This is a genomic window from Pseudomonas sp. SWRI77 (genome assembly GCF_014269105.1).
In the GTDB taxonomy this organism is placed as follows: Bacteria; Pseudomonadota; Gammaproteobacteria; order Pseudomonadales; family Pseudomonadaceae; genus Aquipseudomonas; species Aquipseudomonas capeferrum.
Genome location: NZ_JABWRV010000031.1, coordinates 30864 through 52836, shown reverse-complemented (window position 1 = coordinate 52836; position 21973 = coordinate 30864). Strand labels below are relative to the sequence as shown.

The following is a 21973-nucleotide window of genomic DNA, read 5'->3' as shown; positions in this document are numbered from 1 at the left end:
TCCTTGCCGCCGGGCGATGGCCCGGCGGGGTTGCAGCGGCCTCAGACGACATGGATACCGTTCTGCACCCACAGGTGCTGGCTTGGATCCTCCTGGGCCGTGTATTGGTTATAGTCGATGCCGTCGGCGGTTTGGTTTCCGACCAGCGCCCAGTTGTCCGTCATGTGAACCGAGTCGTTTTCATCCCCCTTGATGACCAGTGTGTCGGTGCCGGTTTCGGTGATCGCGACCACGTCCGCCAGGTTCAGGGTCAGCGCCACCGAACTGGTGTCGTTGAGGTCGATCACTTCGATGTCATGCACCCGCCCGGCCAGGTTACCCAGGTCGATGCTGGCATCACCGCCGCCCCACAGCAGGGTGTCGGTACCGGTGCCGCCATCGACGCTGGCGAAGTTCTGGTCGACCACCACCAAGGTGTCGTCGCCCGCCCCCCCTTGCAGGGTGATGTGGCCGCCCTGGCTGCCATCGAGGTGGTCGTTGCCGTCGGTGCCGGCGATCACTTCGCTGGAGGCCGCCGCCGCGATACTGGCCAGTGCCACACCTTCGTCGCCGGTGTCGGCCAGCAGCGAGCTGGTGGCGGTGAAGTTGGCGGCGTTGTCCAGGTTGATGGTGAGGTTGGCGGTGTCGGTGGTGCCGTTGGGGTGGGTCAGTTCGTAGGTGAAGGTTTCATGCTGGCCGATCACCGCATTGGTCAGCCCGGCGTCGAGGGTGTAGGTGTAGCTGCCATCGGCGTGCACCAGCAAGGTGCCGTAGTTGCCCTCCACACTGACCCCGTTGTAGCCCGGGATGGTGTAGGTATTGGCCGCCGTCATCACACTCAGCACGGTCAATGGCGAGCCGACGTTGTCGTCGGTCAACAGGTTGCCGGTGACTGCGGTGGCGCCGCTGACCACGAACTCGGTCAGGTGCGTGGTAGTGGCGTTGACGCTGGTGGTGATCGAGCTGGCCAGGCCGATGCCGCCTGCGGTGACACGTATTTGGTAGGCGCCGGCGCCTTGGTTCTGGAACGTGTAGCCGGCACCGCCGCCAAGCAGGCTGATCAGTGAGCCGCCACCGACCGACTGCACCAGCACGTACTGGCCGGTAGCCGGGTTGAGTTTGAGCAGGTCGAGGGTGGTGCCATTGAGCAGGCTCAACAGGTTGGTGGAGTTGACTACCACTTGCAGGTTGGCCGTGGTGTCGGCGGCAACGCTAGTGTCGTAGAGGGCCTGGCGTGAACCAATCAATGGCAAGCGGAGCGTGCCTAGCGTGTCACTGTTGGTGTCTACCCGGTTGGCCAGGGTGAGGTGGCTGGTACCGGCATCGTTGACCGCGTCGACCACCGTGGCCGGTGCGCCGTAGTTGCTGTCGCTCCAGATTTCCGTGGCTTGTGGGCTGTCGATGCGCACATACAGGTTGGCGGCATCGGACGCGCCGTTGGCATGCAGCAGCTGGTAGCTGAACACATCGACCTTGCCGACGCTCGATGGGCTGCCGTTAGGCGTGTAGGTGTAGCTGCCGTCGCCGCGGATCACCAGGGTGCCGTACAAGCCCTGCACCGTGGTGGCGCTGCCCGCCGAGACATAGCTGCCGTCCTTCATGACCTGAAGGACGGCGGCGCTGTCCGGGCCAAGGGCGTCGACGGCGCCGTCGGTGCCGACGTCAGTGATGACGTTCCCCGATGTTGCCGTGCCGGTGCCGGTGAACTGCGTGAGGCTGGTGGTTTCGATGTCCAGCGTGGTGGTCACGTTGGTAATCAGGCCGATGCCGCCACTGCCGACGGTCAGGCGATAGTCCCCCGCCTGCAGCACGCCGATATCGACGCGGATGCCCTGGCCCAGCGGCAGCAGGATCAGGTCGAGCAGGCCTTGGCTGGTGCCTGTGGCCAAGGTCACCCAGTTACCGTCAGCGTTCTTCACCTGCAGGGTGAAGGTCGTGTTGTCGAGCAGCGACAGCGCGCTGCTGGTGTTCAGGGTCAGCGTCGGGTCCACGGTGGTACCGGCACCTACCGTCCAGGTGTAGGTCTTGGTGAAGCCCGCCAGCAAGGTCGTGAAGCTGTCCTGATAAGTCCGCGAGCTGACCACCGGTGCCAGGTTGACCTCGGCGGTCACCAGGTTGTCGCTGGCGATCACCGGGGCATTGGCGTCGACGTCGGGCGCGGTGATGTTGACGTTGCCGGACACGTTGCCGCGCCCGTCGCTGAGGGTGACCGACAGCAACTGGCCATTATCCTGAGGTGGGCTCAGGGCCACGGTGAAGTTGCCGTCCGGTTGCACCACCGCCGTCTGCAGCACGGTGCCGTTGGCACTGCGCACGGTGACGGTGGCACCCACCTCGCCACTGCCGGTGAGGCTGCTGCCGTCGGCGCTGATCACCAGGTTGCTGGCGGCCGCTGGTGGGGTCAGGTCAGGTGCGGTAAGCGCGGTGCCGGTTGAGGCATTACCCGCACCGTCGGTGAGGGTGACGCTCAGGGCCTGGTTGTCGATCTGCGCCGCAGTCAGGCTGACCACGAACAGGCCGTTGCTGCCCACTGTTGCAGTGCCCAGCACGGTGCCTGCGCTGTTGCGCACGGTGACGGTGCTGCCGACCTGGCCAGAGCCGCTGACGGCCGTGCCGTTGGCGTTGATGGTTGCCAGCGGCGCTGCCGGTGGCGTGGTGTCCGGCGCCGTCAGGCTGATGCTGGCGGACAGGTTGCCGGACGGGTCGGACTGGCGTACGACCAGCAATTGCCCATCATTTTGCGCTGTGGTCAGGGTGATGGTGAAGGTACCGTCGGGTTGCACCACGGCCGAGCCGAGCGGGCCGCTCGGGCCTTGCACGGTCACGGTTGCACCGGCCTCGCCACGCCCTGTGAGCTCGGTACCCGTGCCGTTGATGACCACGTTGGTAGGCGCAACAGGCGGCTGTACATCGATAGCCGTGAAGCTGGTGCTGCCAGACGCGTTGCCGGTCGTATCGGCCTGGCTCACGGCCAATACCTGGCCATTGAGCTGCGGCGTGATCAGGTTGATGCTGAACACGCCACCGGCATTCACCACCCCGGTGCCGAGCACGTTGTTGGCGGCGTCGCGCACGGTCACCGTAGCATTGGCCTCACCGGTACCGGTGAGTACCAGGCCATTGGCGGACAGGCCGGTCACCAGCGGGTTGGCCGGTGGCGTGATGTCGGCGGCCTGGACGAAGGTCGGTTGCGATTCGCCGCCCACCAGTGCCACTGCCGTCACGCTAAGGTGCTGGCCGTCGAGCTGCGCCGTGTCCAGTTGCAGGGTGAAGGTGCCATTGAGTGTGGCCCCGCCCGTGCCGATCAGGTTGCCTGCGGCATCGTACACGCGGATGCCGACACCGCTCGGCGCGTTGCCCGACAGGGTCAGGCCGTCGCTGCCCAGGGTCACGTTGGTGGGCGGCACCGGCGGTGCCAGCAGTGGCGTGATATAGGTCGCGACCGCCGAGGTGTTGAAGCCGTCAGACTGCGTCACCGCCAACGTGGCAAGGCTGCCGGCTGCCGGCACCAGGGTTACCTGGAAGTTGCCGGCAGCATCCACCTCGCCAGTGCCCAGCACGATGCCGCCGCGGCTGACGGTGACCGTCGCATTGGGTTCGCCTTTACCGGTCAGCACGTTGAAGGTGTTGTTGATGGCCATGTCCGTGACCACCGCAGGCGGCGAGGTGTCGTTGGTCTGGTAGCTGGCAGGCAGCGAGGCGTTGCCGGCATCGTCGGTGGACACCACGGTCAGCAGTTGGCCATTGTTCTGGGCCGGGTTGAGGGTGACGGTGAACTGGCCGTTCTCAGGTACCTCCACCGTGCCAACCACCGCGTTGTTCGGCCCGCGAACGGTGATGGTGGTGCCTGCTTCGGCAGTACCCGTCATCGAGGTGCCGGCCGGGTTGAGCAACAAGTCGGTCGGTGGTAGCGGTGGCGTCAGGTCCGGTGCGGTCACTTGCAGTGGCGCGGACGGGTTGCCGGTGGCGTCCTGGGCGATGAGGGTCAGGGTTTGGCCGTTGATCTGCGCAGCGTTCAGGTCGAGCACGAAGGTGCCGTCCGGGTCGACTGTCACCTGGCCAAGCAGGTCGCCATTGTTGTTTACCACGGTGACGCGGGCGCCGGCTTCACCGGTACCAACCAGCTGGGTGCCGCTGTCGTTGATCACGGCGATCACTGTGGCTGGCGGGGTAATGTCAGCTGCGGTGGTCGTGCTGATCGGCGAGACGTTGCCGCGCGGATCGGTCAGGGTCACTTGCAGCACCTGCCCGTCAAGCTGCGCCGAGCTCAGGTCGACCACGAACTTACCGTCGGCACCCACCTCGATGGTACCGATCTGGGTGATGCCGACATAGACGCGAACGGTAGCGCCCGCTTCGCCGATGCCGCTGAGCTGGTCGCCCGCCACGTTGAGCCGCAGCTCGGTCGCAGGCGCTGGTGGCGTGAGGTCGGGCGCCAGGATGTTGACCGGCGCACTGATATTGCCGGGTGGGTCGGCCTGTTGTACCGACAGCGGTTCGCTGTTGATCTGCGCGGGGGTCAGCTCGACGCGGAAGCTGCCGTCGGCCTGCACGGTGCCAAAGCCCAGCACGGTGCCTGCAGTGTTGCGCACGGTGACGGTTGCCCCGGCTTCGCCCAGGCCGGTCACCACGCTGCCGTCGACACTGATGTCGACCTCGGTGAGCGCGGCGGGCGGGGTGAAGTCTGGGGTCTGCAGGGTGGCTACCGCCGATACGTTGCCGGCAGCGTCGGTCTGGGTGAAGCTGAGCAGCTCGCTGTTACCCAACGCCGGGGTGAGGGTGACGGTGAAATGCCCGCTGGCGTCGACCGTGGCCCTGCCGACTTCATCGCCATTCGGCGCGGTGACGATGACCTCTGCCCCAACCTCGCCGCGGCCGGTGAGGGTGATGCCATCGCTGGAGATGGCAAGCTCGGTTGGTGCGGCTGGTGGCGTGGTGTCGGGCGCGGTGATGGCACTGGCATCCGACTGGTTGCCGGCGGCATCGATCAGCACCACTTGCACCTGCTGGCCGTTGGCCTGCGGCGTACCGAGGTCTACCTGGAAGCTGCCGTCGCCACGCACGACCGCGGTGCCGAGCACGCTGCCATCGGCAGCCAGCACGCGGACAGTGGCGCCCGCTTCGCCGGTACCGTTGAGCAGGCTGCCGCCCCCGGCGAAGGCCAGGTTCTCGGCGGCATCGGGTGCCACGCGATCAGGCGCGGTGAGGCTGATGCTGTTGGACTCGTTGCCGGCAACATCGGACTGGCTGGCGCTGAGCTGTTCGCCGTTGATCTGCGCGCTGCCAAGGCCAATGCTGAAGTTGCCATTGACATCGACCAGACCGGTGCCGAGATCGATGCCGCCTTCACCGATCACGGTGACGGTGGCACCCGGCTCGCCGCGGCCACTGAGCACCAGCCCGTCGCTGGACAGCACGACATTGGCCAGTGGCAACGGTGCGGTGGTGTCGGGCGCTTGCAGGCTGGCCGGCAGCGACGTGCTGCCGTCGGTGCCTACGGCGCTGACTTGCAGCACTTCGCCGTTGGCCTGGGCGCTACCGAGGTTGACCGTGAAGGTGCCGTCGTTGGCGACCGGGGCGGTACCCAGCAGTACGCCATTGGGGCCATACACATTCACCGTGCTGCCTGGGGTTGCCGTGCCGGTCACTGCCAGGCCATCGGCAGCCAGTACCAGGTTGTCGGGTGTATCCGGCGCCAGCACGCCCGGCGCGGTGACGGTTTGCGCAGGCGAAACGTTCTGCGCGGCATCGGCCTGCACCACGCTGAGGCTTTCGCCGGTAATGGCAGCCGGTGACAGGGCCACGCTGAAGTGGCCATCGGCCCCGACGGTGGCGGTGCCTAGCACGCTACCGTCCGGTGCGCGAACGGTGACTGTGGCGTTGGCTTCACCGGTGCCGGTGAGGGTCGCGCCATTGGCCGCTACAGCAAGGTTGGTCACGACGGCAGGTGGCGTGGTATCGGCTGCGGTGTAAGGCGCGGCTGGCGACACGTTGCCTGCGGCATCGGTGGCGGTTACCTGCACGGTCTGGCCGTTGGTCTGGGCACTGTTCAGGGTGACCTGGAAGGTGCCATTGCTGCCGGCCACTGCAGTGCCGAGCACGTTGCCTGCGGCATCGCGCACGGTCACGGTGCTGCCCGCTTCTGCGTTACCGGTCAGTTGCAGGCCGGTGGCAGCCAGGGCCAGGGTGGTCGGTGCCGGTGGTGGGGTGAAGTCCGGCGCGGTGACTGCCACTGCAGTAGAGGTGTTGTTGCCCGCGTCGGTCTGGGTCACGCTCAAGTGCTGGGCGTTGAGCTGTGCATTGTCGAGCGTCAGTGTGAAGCTGCCGTTGGCGGCCACCAGCCCGGTGCCGATGATGGTGCCATCCGGGCCGCGCACGGTCACGGTGGCGCCTGCTTCACCGAGGCCGCTCAGGGTCAGGCCGTTGTTGTTCAGCACCACATTGGTCAGCGGCGCGGGTGGGGTCAGGTCAGGGGTGCTGACGTTGACTGCCGTCGAGGTATTGCCAGCAGCATCCACTTGCGTGACGCCGATGGCCTGGCCGTTGGCCTGCGGTGTGTCGAACACCACCGTGAAGCGCCCATCGGCCCCGACCACGGCGGTGCCGAGCACGGTGCCGGCGGCATTGCGGACCTGGACCGTGGCGCCCACTTCACCGCTGCCCGACAGCTGCCGGCCGTCCTGGCTGAGGACGGGGTTGCTGATGGCGGCAGGCGGTGTGCGGTCTGGCGTCGCCATGCTGGCCGGGCCAGACACGTTACCCGCAGCATCGCTGAGCGTGACCTGCAGGGGGCTGCCGTCGGTTTGCGCGCTCGGCAGGGTGATCTGGAACTGGCCGTTCTGGTTGACGGTGCCGGTGGCCAGGATCGCGCCGCTGGCATCACGCACGGTGACGTTGGCACCGGCTTCGCCTTCGCCGCTGAGCACGGTGGCCGCGCTGTTCAGGCTGAGGTTGTTGGCTGCCAGCGGCGCCTGCAGGTCAGGCGCCTGCAGGGTGGCCGCGAGCGAGACGTTACCCGCGCCATCGACCTGGGTGACGATCAGGTTTTGCGCATTGGCCAGCGCTGGCGCGAAGCTGATGCTGAACAAGCCATTGCTGCCGACGGTCGCGGTGCCAAGCACGTCGCCCTGGGCATTGACCACGCGAACGGTCGCACCCACTTCGCCCTGGCCGGTCAGCGTGCTGCCGGTACGGTCGATGGCAACCTGGGTCGGCGCATCCGGCGCTGTGCTGTCGTTGGCCACGAGGGTGGCCGGTACCGACGGATTGCCATCGACCGAGGTGCGAGCGGTGACCACAAGGGTCTCGCCATTGAGCTGGGCATTCTGGAAGAACACCCGGAAGGTGCCATCGCTGCCAACCGTCGCCGTGCCCAGGGTGGTGCCGCCGGCGGTCACGGTGATCAGCGACCCGACGGTGCCCTGGCCGATCAGCAGGAAGCCATCGGCGCTGAGGGCGAGGCCGCTTGGAGTGGCGGCTTCGGTGCCATCCGGGCCGTCCAGCGAGACCGGGGTGGACTCGTTGCCGGCAGGGTCGATCACCACCACGTCGACGGTTTCGCCCGCCGTCAGTGGTGGGCTGACCGGTACCACGAAGGTGCCGTCCGGGCCCACGGTTTCGCTGCCGCGCTCGCTGCCGTCCGGGTTACGGATGACCACCGTGCTGCCAGGTTCGGCGCCCCCTCCGACAATGCTGCCATCCGGGTTGACGGTAACCCCCGTGGCCGGGAGCGGGTCGGTGGTGTCGGGTGCGGTGATGGTGATCGGCGCGGAGCCGTTGTTGGCGCCGTCGGTGACTACCACGGTCACGCTTTCGCCATTGGTCTGCGGGGTCGGCAGCGTCACGCTGAAGCTGCCGTCGGGGTTCACCGGCTCGGTGGTTTCGTTGCCGTCCGCGTCCCGCACCGTCACCGAAGTGGCGCCTGGCGCGTTGCCGGTAACGGTGGTGCCATCCGGGCTGACCACCACGTCGGTGGGCAGTGCTGGCGGCGTGACGTCCGGTGCGATGATCTGGGTAGGCAGGGATTGGTTGCCAGCGGCGTCGGTCAAGGTCACGTCCAGCGCCTGGCCATCGAGCTGCGCAGGCGCCAGCGGTACTGTGAACAGGCCGCCAGCCGGTACTACCACACTGCCCACCAAGGTGCCGTCGGGGGTGCGCACTTCAACAGTCGAGCCCGCTTCGCCGGTGCCCTGGATCGCGTTGCCGCCGGGGGTGATGGAGAGCCCGTCCGGTGCGGTAGGGGCGGTGCTGTCATCGGCGGTGAAGGTGGCCGATGGCGATGCATTGCCTTCGCTGTCGATCAGTACTACCGACAGCACTTCGCCGTTGGTCTGGGCGGGCGTGAGGGTAACGCTGAAGGTGCCGTCCTCGCCCACCGGGAGGGTGCCCAGCAGGTCGCCGGCTGCGTTGCGCACTTCCACGGTGCTACCCGGTTCGCCCTGGCCACTGAGTACCGTGCCTTCGGGGTTCAGGCCCAGGCCTTGCGCCGCTGCCGGTGCTTCGAGGTCAGGCGCGGTCACGGTGCCAGGCGTCGAATCATTGCCGGCGCCGTCAGCCTGGGTGACGGACAGGGTCTGCCCGTTGAGTTGTGGCGGGTCGATGCTTACGCGGAAGCTGCCGTCGGCCTCGACCACGGCGGTGCCCACAATCGCGCCGGCCGTGCCGGTGACGGTAACCTGCGCACCCGGCTCGCCGGTGCCGCTAAGGGTGCGGCCATCGCCCGACAAGGTGAGGCCTGTCGGGGTGTCTGGCGCTTCGCTGTCCGGTGCCGGCAGGGTGACGGCGGTGGACAAGTTGCCGGTGGGGTCACGTTGCTCCACGGTCAGTGCCTGGCCGTTGGTTTGCGGCGTGTCCAGGGTGATTTCGAAGGTGCCGCCCGCACCGACCACGACGCTGCCCAGTACGGTGCCGTCCGGCCCCCGCACGATGACCGTGGCATCGGGTTCACCGGTGCCGGTGACGGTGGTGCCTACGTCATCGATGGCGACGCCAGTGACCTCTTGCGGTGGCGTGGTATCGGGCGCTGTGAAGTCGACCGGGCCTGCGCTGTTGCCCAGGTTATCGGTGGCTTCCACGGTCAGGCTTTCGCCATTGCGCTGCGGCTGGTTGAGGGTGACGTCGAAGCGGCCGTCGGCAGCCACCGTGGCGGTTCCCAGCACGGTGCCGTCCTCGGCGCGCACGGTCACGATCGAACCGCTCTGGCCCTGCCCGGTGAGGTGGATGCCGGCGGTATCGATGGCCAGGCCCGAAGGCTGCAGCGGGCCATCCAGGTCAGGCGCATTGACGGTTGCGCTGGAGGTGTTGCCTGCGGGGTCGCGCAGTACCACGTCCAGTTCCTGGCCGTCGGTTTGCGCGGGGGTCAGGATAACGCTGATGACGCCGTTGTCGCCGACCTGGGCATTACCCAGCACATCGCCCTGGGCGTTGATGACCTGCACGGTGGTGCCTGGCTCGCCGCGCCCGGTGAGGACGCTGCCATCGGCGCTGAGCTGCAGGTCGCTGGCCTGGTTGGGCGGGGTGATGTCGGGTGCGGTGATCTGGGCCGGCAGCGAGCTGTTGCCATCGGCATCGACGGCGACCACATCAAGCACTTCGCCGTTGGCCTGAGCAGGTGTCAGGCCGATGGTGAAGGTGCCGTCGGTGCCTGCCTGGACGCTGCCAATGACAGTGCCCTGGGCGTCGCGCACCTCAACTTGCGTGCCCGCTGGGGCAGTGCCGCTGATGGATGAACCGTCAGGTGCCAGCACCAGATCGCTCGGGCTTTCGGGCAGCGGTGCATCGGCAACGATGACGTCGATGCCCACCGAGGTGTTGCCAGCGGCGTCGGTTTGCACCAGTACGATCGACTCGCCAGCGGCCAATGGGTTGGCGAGGTCGATCACGAAGGTGCCATTCGGGGCCACCGTGCCGGCGCCGATGACAGTGCCACCGGCATCCCGCACTTCCACTTCGGCGCCGGCTTCGCCGCGACCGGACACGGCCAGGCTGCCAGCACCGGCGACGACGTCGGTGATGATCGCTGGCGCGGTGATGTCCGGTGCCACGTAGCTCAACGGCACCGAGGCGTTGCCGGCGGCGTCGACCACGGTGATGGCCAGGGTCTCGCCATTGGCCTGGGCAGGGTTCAGGGTCAGGGTGAAGGTGCCGTCGGGCTCGACGATGGCGCTGCCGATCAAGTCGCCCAAGGCGTCACGTACGTTCACCCGCGCGCCCGGTTCGGCGCTACCGGTGAGGCTGTTGCCAGCGGTAAGCACCAGGTCGGTGGGTTGCAGCGGGGCAACCTGGTCCGGTGTGGCCACCGAGCCTGGTTGCGAAACGTTGCCGGCGGCATCGGTCAAGGTCACTTGCAGGGACGAACCGTCTACAACCGCCGACGGCAGTTGCACGGTGAAGTCGCCGTCAGGGCCTACCGTGCCACTTTGCAGCAGTTGGCCCTGGTCGTTGCGTACCTCGACCGTCGCGCCAGGTTCGCCTCGACCAGAAACAGTGCGCCCGTCATCGCTGACCACCAGGTCGGTGGCCGGCTCTGGCGGCGTGGTATCGCCGCCGTTGTCGATATCCGGCGCGGTGACGGTGCCGGCTGTCGAGCTATTGCCCGTGGTATCGGTGGCAGTGACTTGCAGTTGTTCGCCATCGACTTGGGGTGGGGTAAGGGTGACGCTGAAGGCGCCGCTTGGGCCGACCAGCGTGCTGCCCAGCTCGGTGCCATCGGCTGCCAGCACCCGCACGGTGCTGCCGGCTTCGGCACGCCCGGTGACCACGCTGCCATCGGTGCTGACGGCGAGTTCGGTGGGCGTGTCGGGGGCGGTGATGTCCGGTGCGCTGACTTGTACCGGCAGGGACGATGCACCGGTGCTGTCGATGGCCACCACATCCAGCAGTTCGCCATTGGCCTGTGCGGGTGTGAGCACGACGGTAAAGGTGCCTTCGGCACCGACCACCACGCTGCCGACCAAGGTGCCGTTGGCATCGTGCACTTCTACGCGGGTGCCGGTCTGGGCGCTACCGCTGATGCTGGTGCCGTCTTCAGCGACCACCAGCTCGCTTGGACTGGTGGGTACGGTGGCCAGCGGCACATCGTATTGCAGGGCTTCAGAGGCATTGCCGGCCGCGTCGGTCTGGACCAGGCTCAGGCGTTCGCCCGGCTGCGCGGCGGGGTTGAGGTCGACCAGGAAGGTGCCGTTGGCAAGCACGGTACCGCTGCCCAGCAGGTTGCCATCGACGTCACGCACTTCGACACTGGCCCCCGCTTCGCCGCGGCCACTGAGAGTCAGGCCGTCGGCACCGACCACGATGGTACTGACCGCTGCCGGTGGGGTGATGTCCGGGGCATCGAACTGCAGCGGAGCAGAGGTGTTGCCGGCGGCATCCACCAGGCGGATGTCGAGGGCTTCGCCATTGGCCTGTGCAGGCGACAGCGTAAGGCTGAAGCTGCCGTTGTCGTTGACCAGGCCCGTGCCGATCAGGTCGCCATCAGCGTCGTGGACCTGCACCGTGGCACCCGGCTCGCCGCTACCGGTCAAGGTCACGCCATTGGCCAGGGCCAGGCCGGTCGGTTGTTCGGGTGCCTGCAGGTCTGGCGAGATGACCGAGCCAGGTTCGGAGGCGTTGCCTGCGGCGTCGGTCAGTACCACTTGCAGGGTACTGCCGTCTTTGACGGCCGGGTCCAGGGTGAGCTGGAAGCTGCCATCCGGGTTGACCGTGCCGGTGGCCAGGAGAGTGCCCTCTGCATCGCGCACCTGCACGCTGGCACCGGCTTCGCCGCGGCCGTTGAGCTGGCTGCCGGCGAGGCCGATCACCAGGTTGGTTGGCGCCTCCGGTGGGGTGGTATCACCGCCGTCGATGTCCGGGGCCGTGACGGTTCCCGCCGTGGAGCTGTTGCCGGCGTTGTCGGTGGCCGTCACTTGCAACACCTCACCGTCGACCTGAGGTGGGTCGAGGGTGATGTTGAAGATGCCGGTCGGGCCAACCAGTGCACTGCCAAGTTCAGTGCCATCGGCCGCCAGGATCCGCACGGTGCTACCGGCTTCGGCACGCCCGGTGACCACGCTGCCATCGGTACTGACGGCAAGTTCGGTCGGTGTGGCGGGCGCGGTGATGTCGGGTGCGCCCACTTGCACTGGCAGCGACGATGCGCCGGTGCCGTCGATAGCCACCAGGTCGAGCAACTCGCCGTTGGCTTGGGCCGGGTTGAGGATGACGGTGAAGGTGCCTTCGGCGCCGACCACCACGCTGCCGACCAGGGTGCCGTTGGCATCGTGCACTTCCACGCGCGTACCGGCTGGGGCGCTACCGCTGATGCTGGTACCGTCTTCGGCCACCACCAGGTCGCTTGGGCTGGCCGGCGCGGTGGTCAGGGGTACGTCGTATAGCAATGCTTCGGAGGCGTTGCCGCTTGGGTCGGTCTGCACCAGGCTCAGTTGCGCGCCCGGTTGGGCAGCTGGCGCAAGGTCAATCAGGAAGGTGCCGTTTTCGCCAACGGTGCCGGTGCCGATCAGGTTGCCATCGGCGTCACGCACTTCGACGCTGGCTCCTGCTTCGCCCCGACCGCTCAGGGCCAGGCCGTCGGCGCCGACGACAATGTTGCTGACTGCCGCCGGTGGGGTGATGTCCGGGGCATCGTATTGCAGTGGGGTGGAGCTGTTGCCAGCGGCATCCACCAGGCGCACATCCAGCGCCTCGCCATTGGCCTGCGCAGGGAACAGTGTGAGGCTGAAGCTGCCGTTGTCGTTGACCAGGCCGGTGCCGATCAGGTCGCCAGCAGCATTGCGAACCTGCACCGTGGCGCCCGGTTCGCCGCTACCGGTCAAGGTCACGCCATTGGCCAGGCCCAGGCCGGTCGGTTGCTCAGGGGCCAGCAGGTCTGGCGAGATGACCGAGCCGGGTTCGGAGGCGTTGCCTGCGGCGTCGGTCAGTACCACTTGCAGGGTGCTGCCGTCGTTCACGGCTGGGTCCAGGGTGAGCTGGAAGCTGCCATCCGGGTTGACCGTGCCAGTGGCCAGGAGATTGCCCTCGGCATCGCGCACCTGCACGCTGGCCCCGGCTTCGCCGCGGCCGTTGAGCTGGCTGCCGGCGAGGCCGATCACCAGGTTGGTCGGTGCCTCCGGTGGCGTGGTGTCACCGCCGTCGATGTCCGGCGCTGTGACCGTGCCGGCTGTGGAGGTATTGCCCGCAGCATCGGTTGCGGTGACCTGCAGCACCTCCCCATCGACTTGCGGCGGGTCGAGGGTGATGTTGAAGGTGCCGGTCGGGCCGACCAGGGCAGTGCCCAGTTCGCTGCCGTCAGCGGCAAGAATACGCACGGTGCTGCCCGGTTCGGCGCGGCCGGTGACTGTGCTGCCGTCCGCGCTCACGGCGAGCTCGCTTGGGGCGGTTGGGGCAGTGATGTCCGGTGCTGCGATTTGCACAGGCAGGGACGACAAGCCCGTGTCATCGATGGCCACCACATCCAGCAGTTCGCCGTTGGCCTGGGCCGGGTCGAGGATGACGGTGAACGTGCCATCGGCACCCGCCACCACGCTGCCGACCAGGGTGCCGTTGGCATCATGCACTTCAACACGGGTGCCAGCCGGGGCATTACCACTGATGCTGGTACCGTCTTCGGCCACTACCAAGTCGCTCGGGCTGGCCGGCGCGGTGGTCAGGGGTACGTCGTACAGCAGGGCTTCGGAGGCGTTGCCGCTCGGGTCGGTTTGCACCAGGCTGAGCTGCGCACCAGGCTGTGCGGCCGGGTCGAGGTCGATCAGGAAGGTGCCGTTGGCCAGTACCGTGCCGGTGCCAATCACATTGCCACTGGCATCGCGTACTTCAACGCTGGCACCCGCTTCGCCACGGCCGCTCAGGGCCAGGCCGTCGGCACCGACGACGATGTTGCTGACAGCGCCAGGTGGGGTGATGTCCGGAGCATCGAACTGCAGCGGGGTGGAGGTGTTGCCGGCGGCATCCTCCACGCGGACATCCAGTGCCTCGCCGTTTGCTTGAGCGGGGGCGAGGGTGACGCTGAACAGGCCATCCGCGCCCACCAGGGCGGTGCCGATCACCGTGCCCGCTGCATCGCGTACTTGAACAGTGGCGCCTGGTTCGCCGCGACCGGTAAGGGTCACGCCTTCGGCCAGGGCCAGGTCGGTGGGTTGTGCCGGCGGCAGCAGGTCTTGCGAGGCGACCGAACCCGGCTGTGAAACGTTGCCGGCAGCATCGGTCAGGGTCACTTGCAAGGTGCTGCCGTCGATGACGGCAGGGTCAAGCGCGATCACGAAGGTGCCATCTGCACCGACGGTTCCGGTCGCCAGCACATTGCCGGCGGCATCACGCACCTGCACGGTGGTGCCTGCTTCGCCGCGGCCGCTGAGCTGCGAGCCAGCGAGGCCGATCACCAGGTTGGTCGGCGCCTCCGGTGGCGTGGTGTCGCCGCCATCGATGTCCGGCGCGGTGACGGAGCTGGTTGTAGAAGTGTTGCCTGCGGCGTCGGTTGCGGTGGCTTGCAGGACTTCGCCATCGACTTGCGGCGGATCCAGGGTGATGTTGAACACGCCGGTCGGGCCGACCAGGGCAGTGCCCAGCTCGGTGCCGTCGGCAGCAACAATACGCACGGTACTGCCCGGTTCGGCGCGGCCAGTGATGACGGTGCCGTTGGCATTGACGGCCAATTCGGCAGGTGCAGCCGGTGCGGTGATGTCTGGCGAAGTGATCTGCGCAGGCAGGGACGACAACCCTGTGTCATCGATGGCGACCACGTCCAGCAACTCGCCATTGGCCTGGACCGGGCTGAGTTCGAGGGTGAAGGTGCCGTCGGCACCGGCAATGGCGCTGCCGACCAAGGTGCCATTGGCATCATGCACTTCCACGCGGCTGCCGGCTGGGGCGGTACCGGTGAGGGTGGTGCCGTCGGCATCGATGGCCAGGCCGCTCGGGCTGGCCGGTGCGGTGGTCAGCGGTACGTCGTATTCGAAGGCCACCGAAGCGTTGCCGCTCGGGTCGGTCTGCACCAGGCTCAGCTGCTCGCCAGGTTGCACGGCAGGGTCGAGGTTGATGATGAAGGTGCCATTGGCGGCCACGGTACCGGTGCCGGTCACATTACCGTCGGCATCACGCACTTCGACGCTGGCCCCGGCTTCGCCGCGACCGCTCAGCACCAGGCCGCCAGCGCCGACGACAATATCGCTTACTGCGCCAGGCGGCGTGATATCCGGGGCATCGAACTGCAGCGGGGCCGAGCTGTTGCCAGCAGCGTCCAGTTGACGGATGTCCAACGCCTCGCCGTTCGCCTGAGCGGGGGCGAGGGTGACGCTGAACAGGCCATCGGCGCCGACCAGGCCGGTGCCGATCACGGTGCCTGCGGCGTCGCGAACCTGAACAGTGGCGCCTGGTTCGCCGCGACCGGTAAGGGTTACGCCTTCGGTCAGGGCCAGGTCAGTCGGCTGCGCCGGTGGCAGCAAGTCTTGCGACGCGACCGAGCCCGGTGGCGAAACGTTGCCGGCAGCGTCGGTCAGGGTGACTTGCAGGGTGCTGCCGTCAATCACGGCGGGGTCAAGCGCGATCACGAAGGTGCCGTCTGCACCGACGGTGCCGGTCGCCAGTACATTTCCGGCAGCATCACGTACCTGAACGGTGGTACCTGCTTCGCCGCGGCCGCTAAGCTGCGCGCCAGCGAGGCCGATTACCAGGTTGGTCGGTGCCTCCGGTGGCGTGGTATCACCGCCGTCGATATCCGGCGCGGTGACGGAACTGGTTGTCGAGGTATTGCCCGCAACGTCGGTTGCGGTGGCTTGCAGCACTTCGCCATCGACTTGCGGCGGAGCGAGGGTGATGTTGAACACGCCAGTCGGGCCGACCAGGGCAGTGCCCAGTTCCGTACCGTCGGCGGCAAGAATACGCACGGTGCTGCCGGGTTCGGCACGGCCGGTGACGACAGTGCCGTCAGCGCTGACGGCCAGCTCACTCGGTGCGGCCGGTGCGGTGATGTCTGGCGCATTGATCTGCGCAGGCAGGGACGACAGCCCCGTGTCATCGATGGCGACTACGTCCAGCAGTTCGCCGTTGGCCTGGGCCGGGTTGAGTTCGAGGGTGAAGGTACCGTCGGCACCGGCAATGGCGCTGCCGATCAGTGTGCCATTGGCATCGTGAACTTCGACACGGCTGTCGGCCGGCGCGGTACCGGTGAGGGTGGTGCCGTCGGCGTCGATGGCCAGGTCGCTCGGGCTGGCTGGCGCGGTGATCAGGGGCACATCGTATTCAAAGGCAACCGAAGCATTGCCGCTCGGGTCGGTCTGCACCAGGCTTAGCTGTTCGCCAGGTTGTACGGCGGGGTCGAGGTCGATGATGAAGGTGCCATTGGCGGCCACCGTGCCGGTGCCGATTACATTGCCGTCGGCATCACGCACTTCAACACTGGCCCCGGCTTCGCCGCGACCGCTCAGCATCAGGCCGCCAGCGCCGACGACAATATCGCTTACTGCAGCAGGCGGCGTAATGTCCGGGGCATCGAACTGCAGCGGGGCGGAGGTATTGCCAGCAGCATCCACCAGGCGGATATCCAGTGCCTCGCCATTAGCTTGAGCCGGAGCAAGCGTCAGGCTGAAGCTGCCATCCGCATTGACCAGGCCGGTACCAATCACGTTGCCTGCGGCGTCACGCACCTGCACCGTGGCGCCTGGTTCGCCGCGACCGGTAAGGGTCACGCCTTCGGCCAGGGCCAGGTCGGTCGGCTGCGCCGGTGGCAGCAAGTCTTGCGAAGCGACCGAGCCCGGCTGCGATACGTTGCCAGCGGCGTCGGTCAGGGTGACTTGCAGGGTGCTGCCGTCGATCACGGCAGGGTCAAGCGCGATCACGAAGGTGCCGTCTGCAGCCACGCTCCCGGTCGCCAGCACATTGCCGGCGACGTCACGCACCTGCACGGTGGTGCCCGCTTCGCCACGGCCGCTGAGCTGAGTGCCGGCAAGGCCGATCACCAGATTGGTCGGTGCGCTCGGTGGCGTAGTGTCTACCCCGTCGATGTCCGGCGCGATGACCGAGCTGGTAAGCGACGTGTTGCCAGCGGCGTCGGTCGCCGTGGCTTGCAGCGTTTCACCATCGACCTGAGGCGGGTTGAGGGTGATGTTGAACACACCAGTCGGGCCGACCAGGGCGCTGCCCAGTTCGGTGCCGTCGGCGGCAAGAATACGTACGGTGCTGCCCGGTTCGGCGCGGCCAGTGATAACCGTGCCGTCAGCGCTGACAGCCAGCTCGCTCGGTGCGGTCGGCGCGGTGATGTCTGGCGCGGTGATTTGTGCAGGCAGGGACGACAGCCCCGTGTCATCGATGGCGACTAGGTCCAGCAGTTCGCCGTTGGCCTGGGCTGGATTGAGCTCGATAGTGAAGGTGCCGTCGGCACCGGCAATGGCGCTGCCGATCAGCGTGCCATTGGCATCATGCACTTCCACACGGCTGCCGGCTGGGGCGGTACCGGTGAGGGTGGTGCCGTCGGCATCGATGGCCAGGCCACTCGGGCTGGCGGGTGCGGTCGTCAGAGGGACATCGAACGCCACCACGGCCGACGCGTTGCCGCTTGGGTCAACCTGTACCAGGCTCAGCTGTTCGCCCGGTTGCGCAGCCGGGTCCAGGTTGATCAGGAACGTACCGTTGGCGCCGACTACACCGCGGCCAAGCAGGTTGCCATCGGCGTCGCGTACTTCCACGGTGGCGCCCGCTTCGCCACGACCGCCCAGTACCAGGCCGCCAGGGCCGACCACGATGTTGCTGACGGCATCCGGGGGGGTGATGTCTGGGACATTGAATTGCAGCGGAGCAGAGCTGTTGCCTGCGGCATCCACCTGGCGGATATCCAGCGCCTCGCCATTGGCCTGAGCTGGGGAGAGCGTCAGGCTGAAGCTGCCATCTACGCCTACCAGGCCGGTGCCGATCACTGTGCCCGCTGCGTCGCGAACTTGAACAGTGGCGCCAGGCTCGCCGCGACCGGTAAGCGTTACGCCTTCGGCCAGGGCCAGGTCAGTTGGCTGTGCCGGTGGCAGCAGGTCTTGCGAAGCGACCGAGCCCGGCTGCGATACGTTGCCGGCAGCGTCGGTCAGGGTGACTTGCAGGGTGCTGCCGTCAATCACGGCAGGGTCAAGCGCGATCACGAAGCTACCGTCTGCACCCACGGTGCCGGTCGCCAGCACATTGCCGGCGGCGTCACGCACCTGCACGGTAGTGCCCGCTTCGCCACGGCCAGTGATCTGATGGCCCGCGAGGCCGATCACCAGATCAACAGGGGCGTCAGGCGGCGTGGTGTCGCCGCCGTCGATATCGGGTGCGGTGACGGAGCTTGCTGTCGAGGTATTGCCTGCGTCGTCGGTTGCGGTGGCTTGCAGTACTTCGCCATCGACTTGCGGCGGAGCGAGGGTGATGTTGAACACGCCGGTCGGCCCGACCAGGGCGCTGCCCAATTCGGTGCCGTCGGCGGCAAGAATACGCACGGTGCTGCCGGGTTCGGCGCGGCCAGTGACGACAGTGCCGTCAGCGCTGACGGCCAGCTCACTCGGTGCGGCCGGCGCGGTGATGTCTGGCGCGGTGATCTGCGCAGGCAGGGACGACAACCCTGTGTCATCGATGGCGACCACGTCCAGCAGTTCGCCGTTGGCCTGTGCCGGGTTGAGTTCGAGAGTGAAGGTGCCATCGGCACCGGCAATGGCGCTGCCGATCAGCGTGCCATTGGCATCGTGGACTTCCACACGGCTGCCGGCTGGGGCGGTACCGGTAAGGGTGGTGCCGTCGGCATCGATGGCCAGGTCGCTCGGGCTGGCTGGCGCGGTGGTCTGTGGCACATCGTATTCAAAGGCAACCGAAGCGTTACCGCTCGGGTCGGTCTGCACCAGGCTCAAGTGTTCGCCAGGTTGTACGGCAGGGTCCAAGTCGATCAGGAACGTGCCGTTGGCCAATACCGTACCGGTGCCAATCACATTGCCATTGGCATCGCGCACTTCAACCGTGGCACCCGGCTCGCCACGACCACTTAAGGCCACGCCTCCGGCACCGACGACGATGTTGCTGACGGCAGCAGGCGGCGTAATGTCCGGGGCATCGAATTGCAGCGGAGCCGAGCCGTTGCCAGCAGCATCCACCAGGCGGATATCCAGTGCCTCGCCGTTTGCTTGAGCGGGGGCGAGGGTGACACTGAACAGGCCATCTGCGCCCACCAGGCCGGTGCCGATCACCGTGCCCGCTGCGTCGCGAACTTGAACCGTAGCCCCTGGCTCGCCACGACCGGTAAGGGTCACGCCTTCGGCCAGGGCCAGGTCGGTCGGCTGCGCCGGTGGCAGCAAGTCTTGCGAAGCGACCGAGCCCGGCTGCGATACGTTGCCCGCGGCGTCGGTCAGGGTGACTTGCAAGGTGCTGCCGTCGATCACGGCAGGGTCGAGCGCGATCACGAAGGTGCCATCTGCACCGACGGTGCCGGTCGCCAGTACATTACCGGCAGCATCGCGCACCTGCACGGTAGTGCCTGCTTCGCCACGACCAGTAAGTTGATGGCCCGCGAGGCCGATCACTAGATCAACAGGGGCGTCAGGCGGCGTGGTGTCGCCGCCGTCGATATCGGGTGCGGTGACGGAGCTGGCTGTCGAGGTATTGCCTGCGGCGTCGGTTGCGGTGGCTTGCAGTACTTCGCCATCGACTTGCGGCGGAGCGAGGGTGATGTTGAACACGCCGGTCGGGCCGACCAGGGCGCTGCCCAGTTCGGTGCCGTCGGCGGCAAGAATACGCACGGTGCTGCCGGGTTCGGCGCGGCCGGTGATAACAGTGCCGTCAGCGCTGACGACCAGTTCACTCGGTGCGGTTGGAGCAGTGATGTCCGGCGCGGTGATCTGCGCAGGCAGGGACGACAACCCTGTGTCATCGATGGCGACCACGTCCAGCAGTTCGCCGTTGGCCTGTGCCGGGTTGAGTTCGAGAGTGAAGGTGCCATCGGCACCGGCAATGGCGCTGCCGATCAGCGTGCCATTGGCATCGTGGACTTCCACACGGCTGCCGGCTGGGGCGGTACCGGTAAGGGTGGTGCCGTCGGCATCGATGGCCAGGTCGCTCGGGCTGGCTGGCGCGGTGGTCTGTGGCACATCGTATTCAAAGGCAACCGAAGCGTTACCGCTCGGGTCGGTCTGCACCAGGCTCAAGTGTTCGCCAGGTTGTACGGCAGGGTCCAAGTCGATCAGGAACGTGCCGTTGGCCAATACGGTGCCGGTGCCAATCACATTGCCGTTGGCGTCGCGCACTTCAACCGTGGCCCCCGGCTCGCCGCGACCACTCAGGGCCACGCCTCCGGCGCCGACGACGATGTTGCTGACAGCAGCAGGCGGCGTAATGTCCGGGGCATCGAATTGCAGCGGGGCGGAGGTGTTGCCAGCGGCATCCACCTGGCGGATATCCAGCGCCTCGCCGTTGGCTTGAGCGGGCGAAAGCGTCAGGCTGAAGCTGCCGTCTGCGCCCACCAGGGCGGTGCCAATCACGTTACCCGCAGCGTCGCGAACCTGCACGGTGGCGCCTGGTTCACCGCGACCGGTGAGGGTCACGCCCTCGGCCAGGGCCAAGTCAGTCGGCTGTTCCGGTGGCAGCTGGTCTTGCGAGGTAACCGAGCCTGGTTGCGAAACGTTGCCAGCGGCGTCGGTCAGGGTCACTTGCAAGGTACTGCCGTCGATCACGGCAGGGTCAAGCGCGATCACGAAAGTGCCGTCTGCACCCACAGTGCCCGTCGCCAGCACATTGCCGGCGGCGTCACGCACCTGCACCGTGGTGCCCGCTTCACCGCGGCCGCTGAGTTGCCGCCCGGCCAGGGCGATCAGCAGGTCGGTTGGCGCATCCGGCGGGGTAGTGTCGGGCGGTGTTTCGACATCCGGGGCCGTGATCCCGGCGGCTGGCGAAGTGTTGCCAGCCGCATCCTGGGCGGTCACTTCCAGGGCCTGGCCATCGGTCTGCGCAGGCTGCAAAGCAATGCTGAATTGCCCGTCGGCACCGGCCACCGCGCTGCCCAGCAGCACGCCACCGGCGCCCCGCACCGCTACCGTGGAGCCGGGCTCGGCACGGCCGGTGAGGGTTGTACCCTGTTCATTGATGGCAAGCTCGGTCGGCGCTACGGGGGCTGTTGCATCCGGGGCGGTAACACTGCCTGGGGCCGAGACATTGCCAGCGCCATCGGTCAGGGTGACTTGAAGGTTCTCGCTGTTGATCTGCGGGGGGGTAAGCGACACATTGAAACTGCCATCGGCACCCACCGTGCCGCTGCCGATCAGGTTGCCCGCAGCGTCGCGAATGTTCACCGTGGTGCCTGCTTCGCCACGCCCGGTCAGGCGCAGGCCATCGGGGGACACCAGCAGGTCGATGGGCGTGGCAGGGGCGGTGGTATCGCCCGGGTCCGAGCTGCCGCTGCTGCCACCGCCACTGCTGTCTGCAGCGGCCGCCGCGCCGCCGATACCCAGCAGGCTGAGCCCGGCAATCGCCCAGGTGGGCATCTCGCTACCGGCCACACCGATACCCGCGACCAGTTCATCCAGCGAAGCCACTTCGTCGAAGGTAAAGCCAGTGAATGCTGCTGCATCGTAGTTTGCATGCCACAGGGTGCCGTCTTCACCGACGAAGACGATGTCGCTGCCGACCCCCGCCTGATCCACGGCGAAGAAGTTGCCGATAGTGACCTTCTCGCCTGACTTCAAGGTAACGATCAGGTCTTGCCCGCGCTGGGTGACGGTTGCCACTTTATCGGGAGAAACCGGCATCTGCACGACGCCTGGCCCGTTGAGACTGACATTGCCCCAGGCACTCTGGGTGGCGACTGCGGATTGCTTATCGGCGACGACGATGTTGTCCATGGATGCTCCCTGCTGGTGTGCGGCTACACTGGCTCGACTTCGCGACCCAGGGCCGGCGCAACGTGAAAGAACGTGTTGCGCGCAGCCTCGACCATGACGGCCGTGATACCGGTAGTTAGGGAGATATAGCAGCCCAGCAGGAAGCAACCAGATGGCTTTCTGGG

1 protein-coding gene is annotated in these 21973 nt (G+C 67.2%); it reads right to left on the bottom strand.

The window, feature by feature from the left end:
* Positions 1 to 41: 41 nt before the first annotated feature.
* Positions 42 to 21809 carry a BapA/Bap/LapF family large adhesin gene (locus tag HU766_RS23375; RefSeq protein WP_186661056.1) on the bottom strand — a complete coding sequence of 7256 codons (21768 nt, stop codon included), beginning with the start codon at positions 21807 to 21809 and terminating at the stop codon, positions 42 to 44.
* Positions 21810 to 21973 lie beyond the last annotated feature (164 nt).

Excerpts from the sequence above, each read along its gene's own strand:
- HU766_RS23375 (WP_186661056.1), bottom strand. The coding sequence starts at position 21,809 with ATGGACAACATCGTCGTCGCCGATAAGCAATCCGCAGTCGCCACCCAG.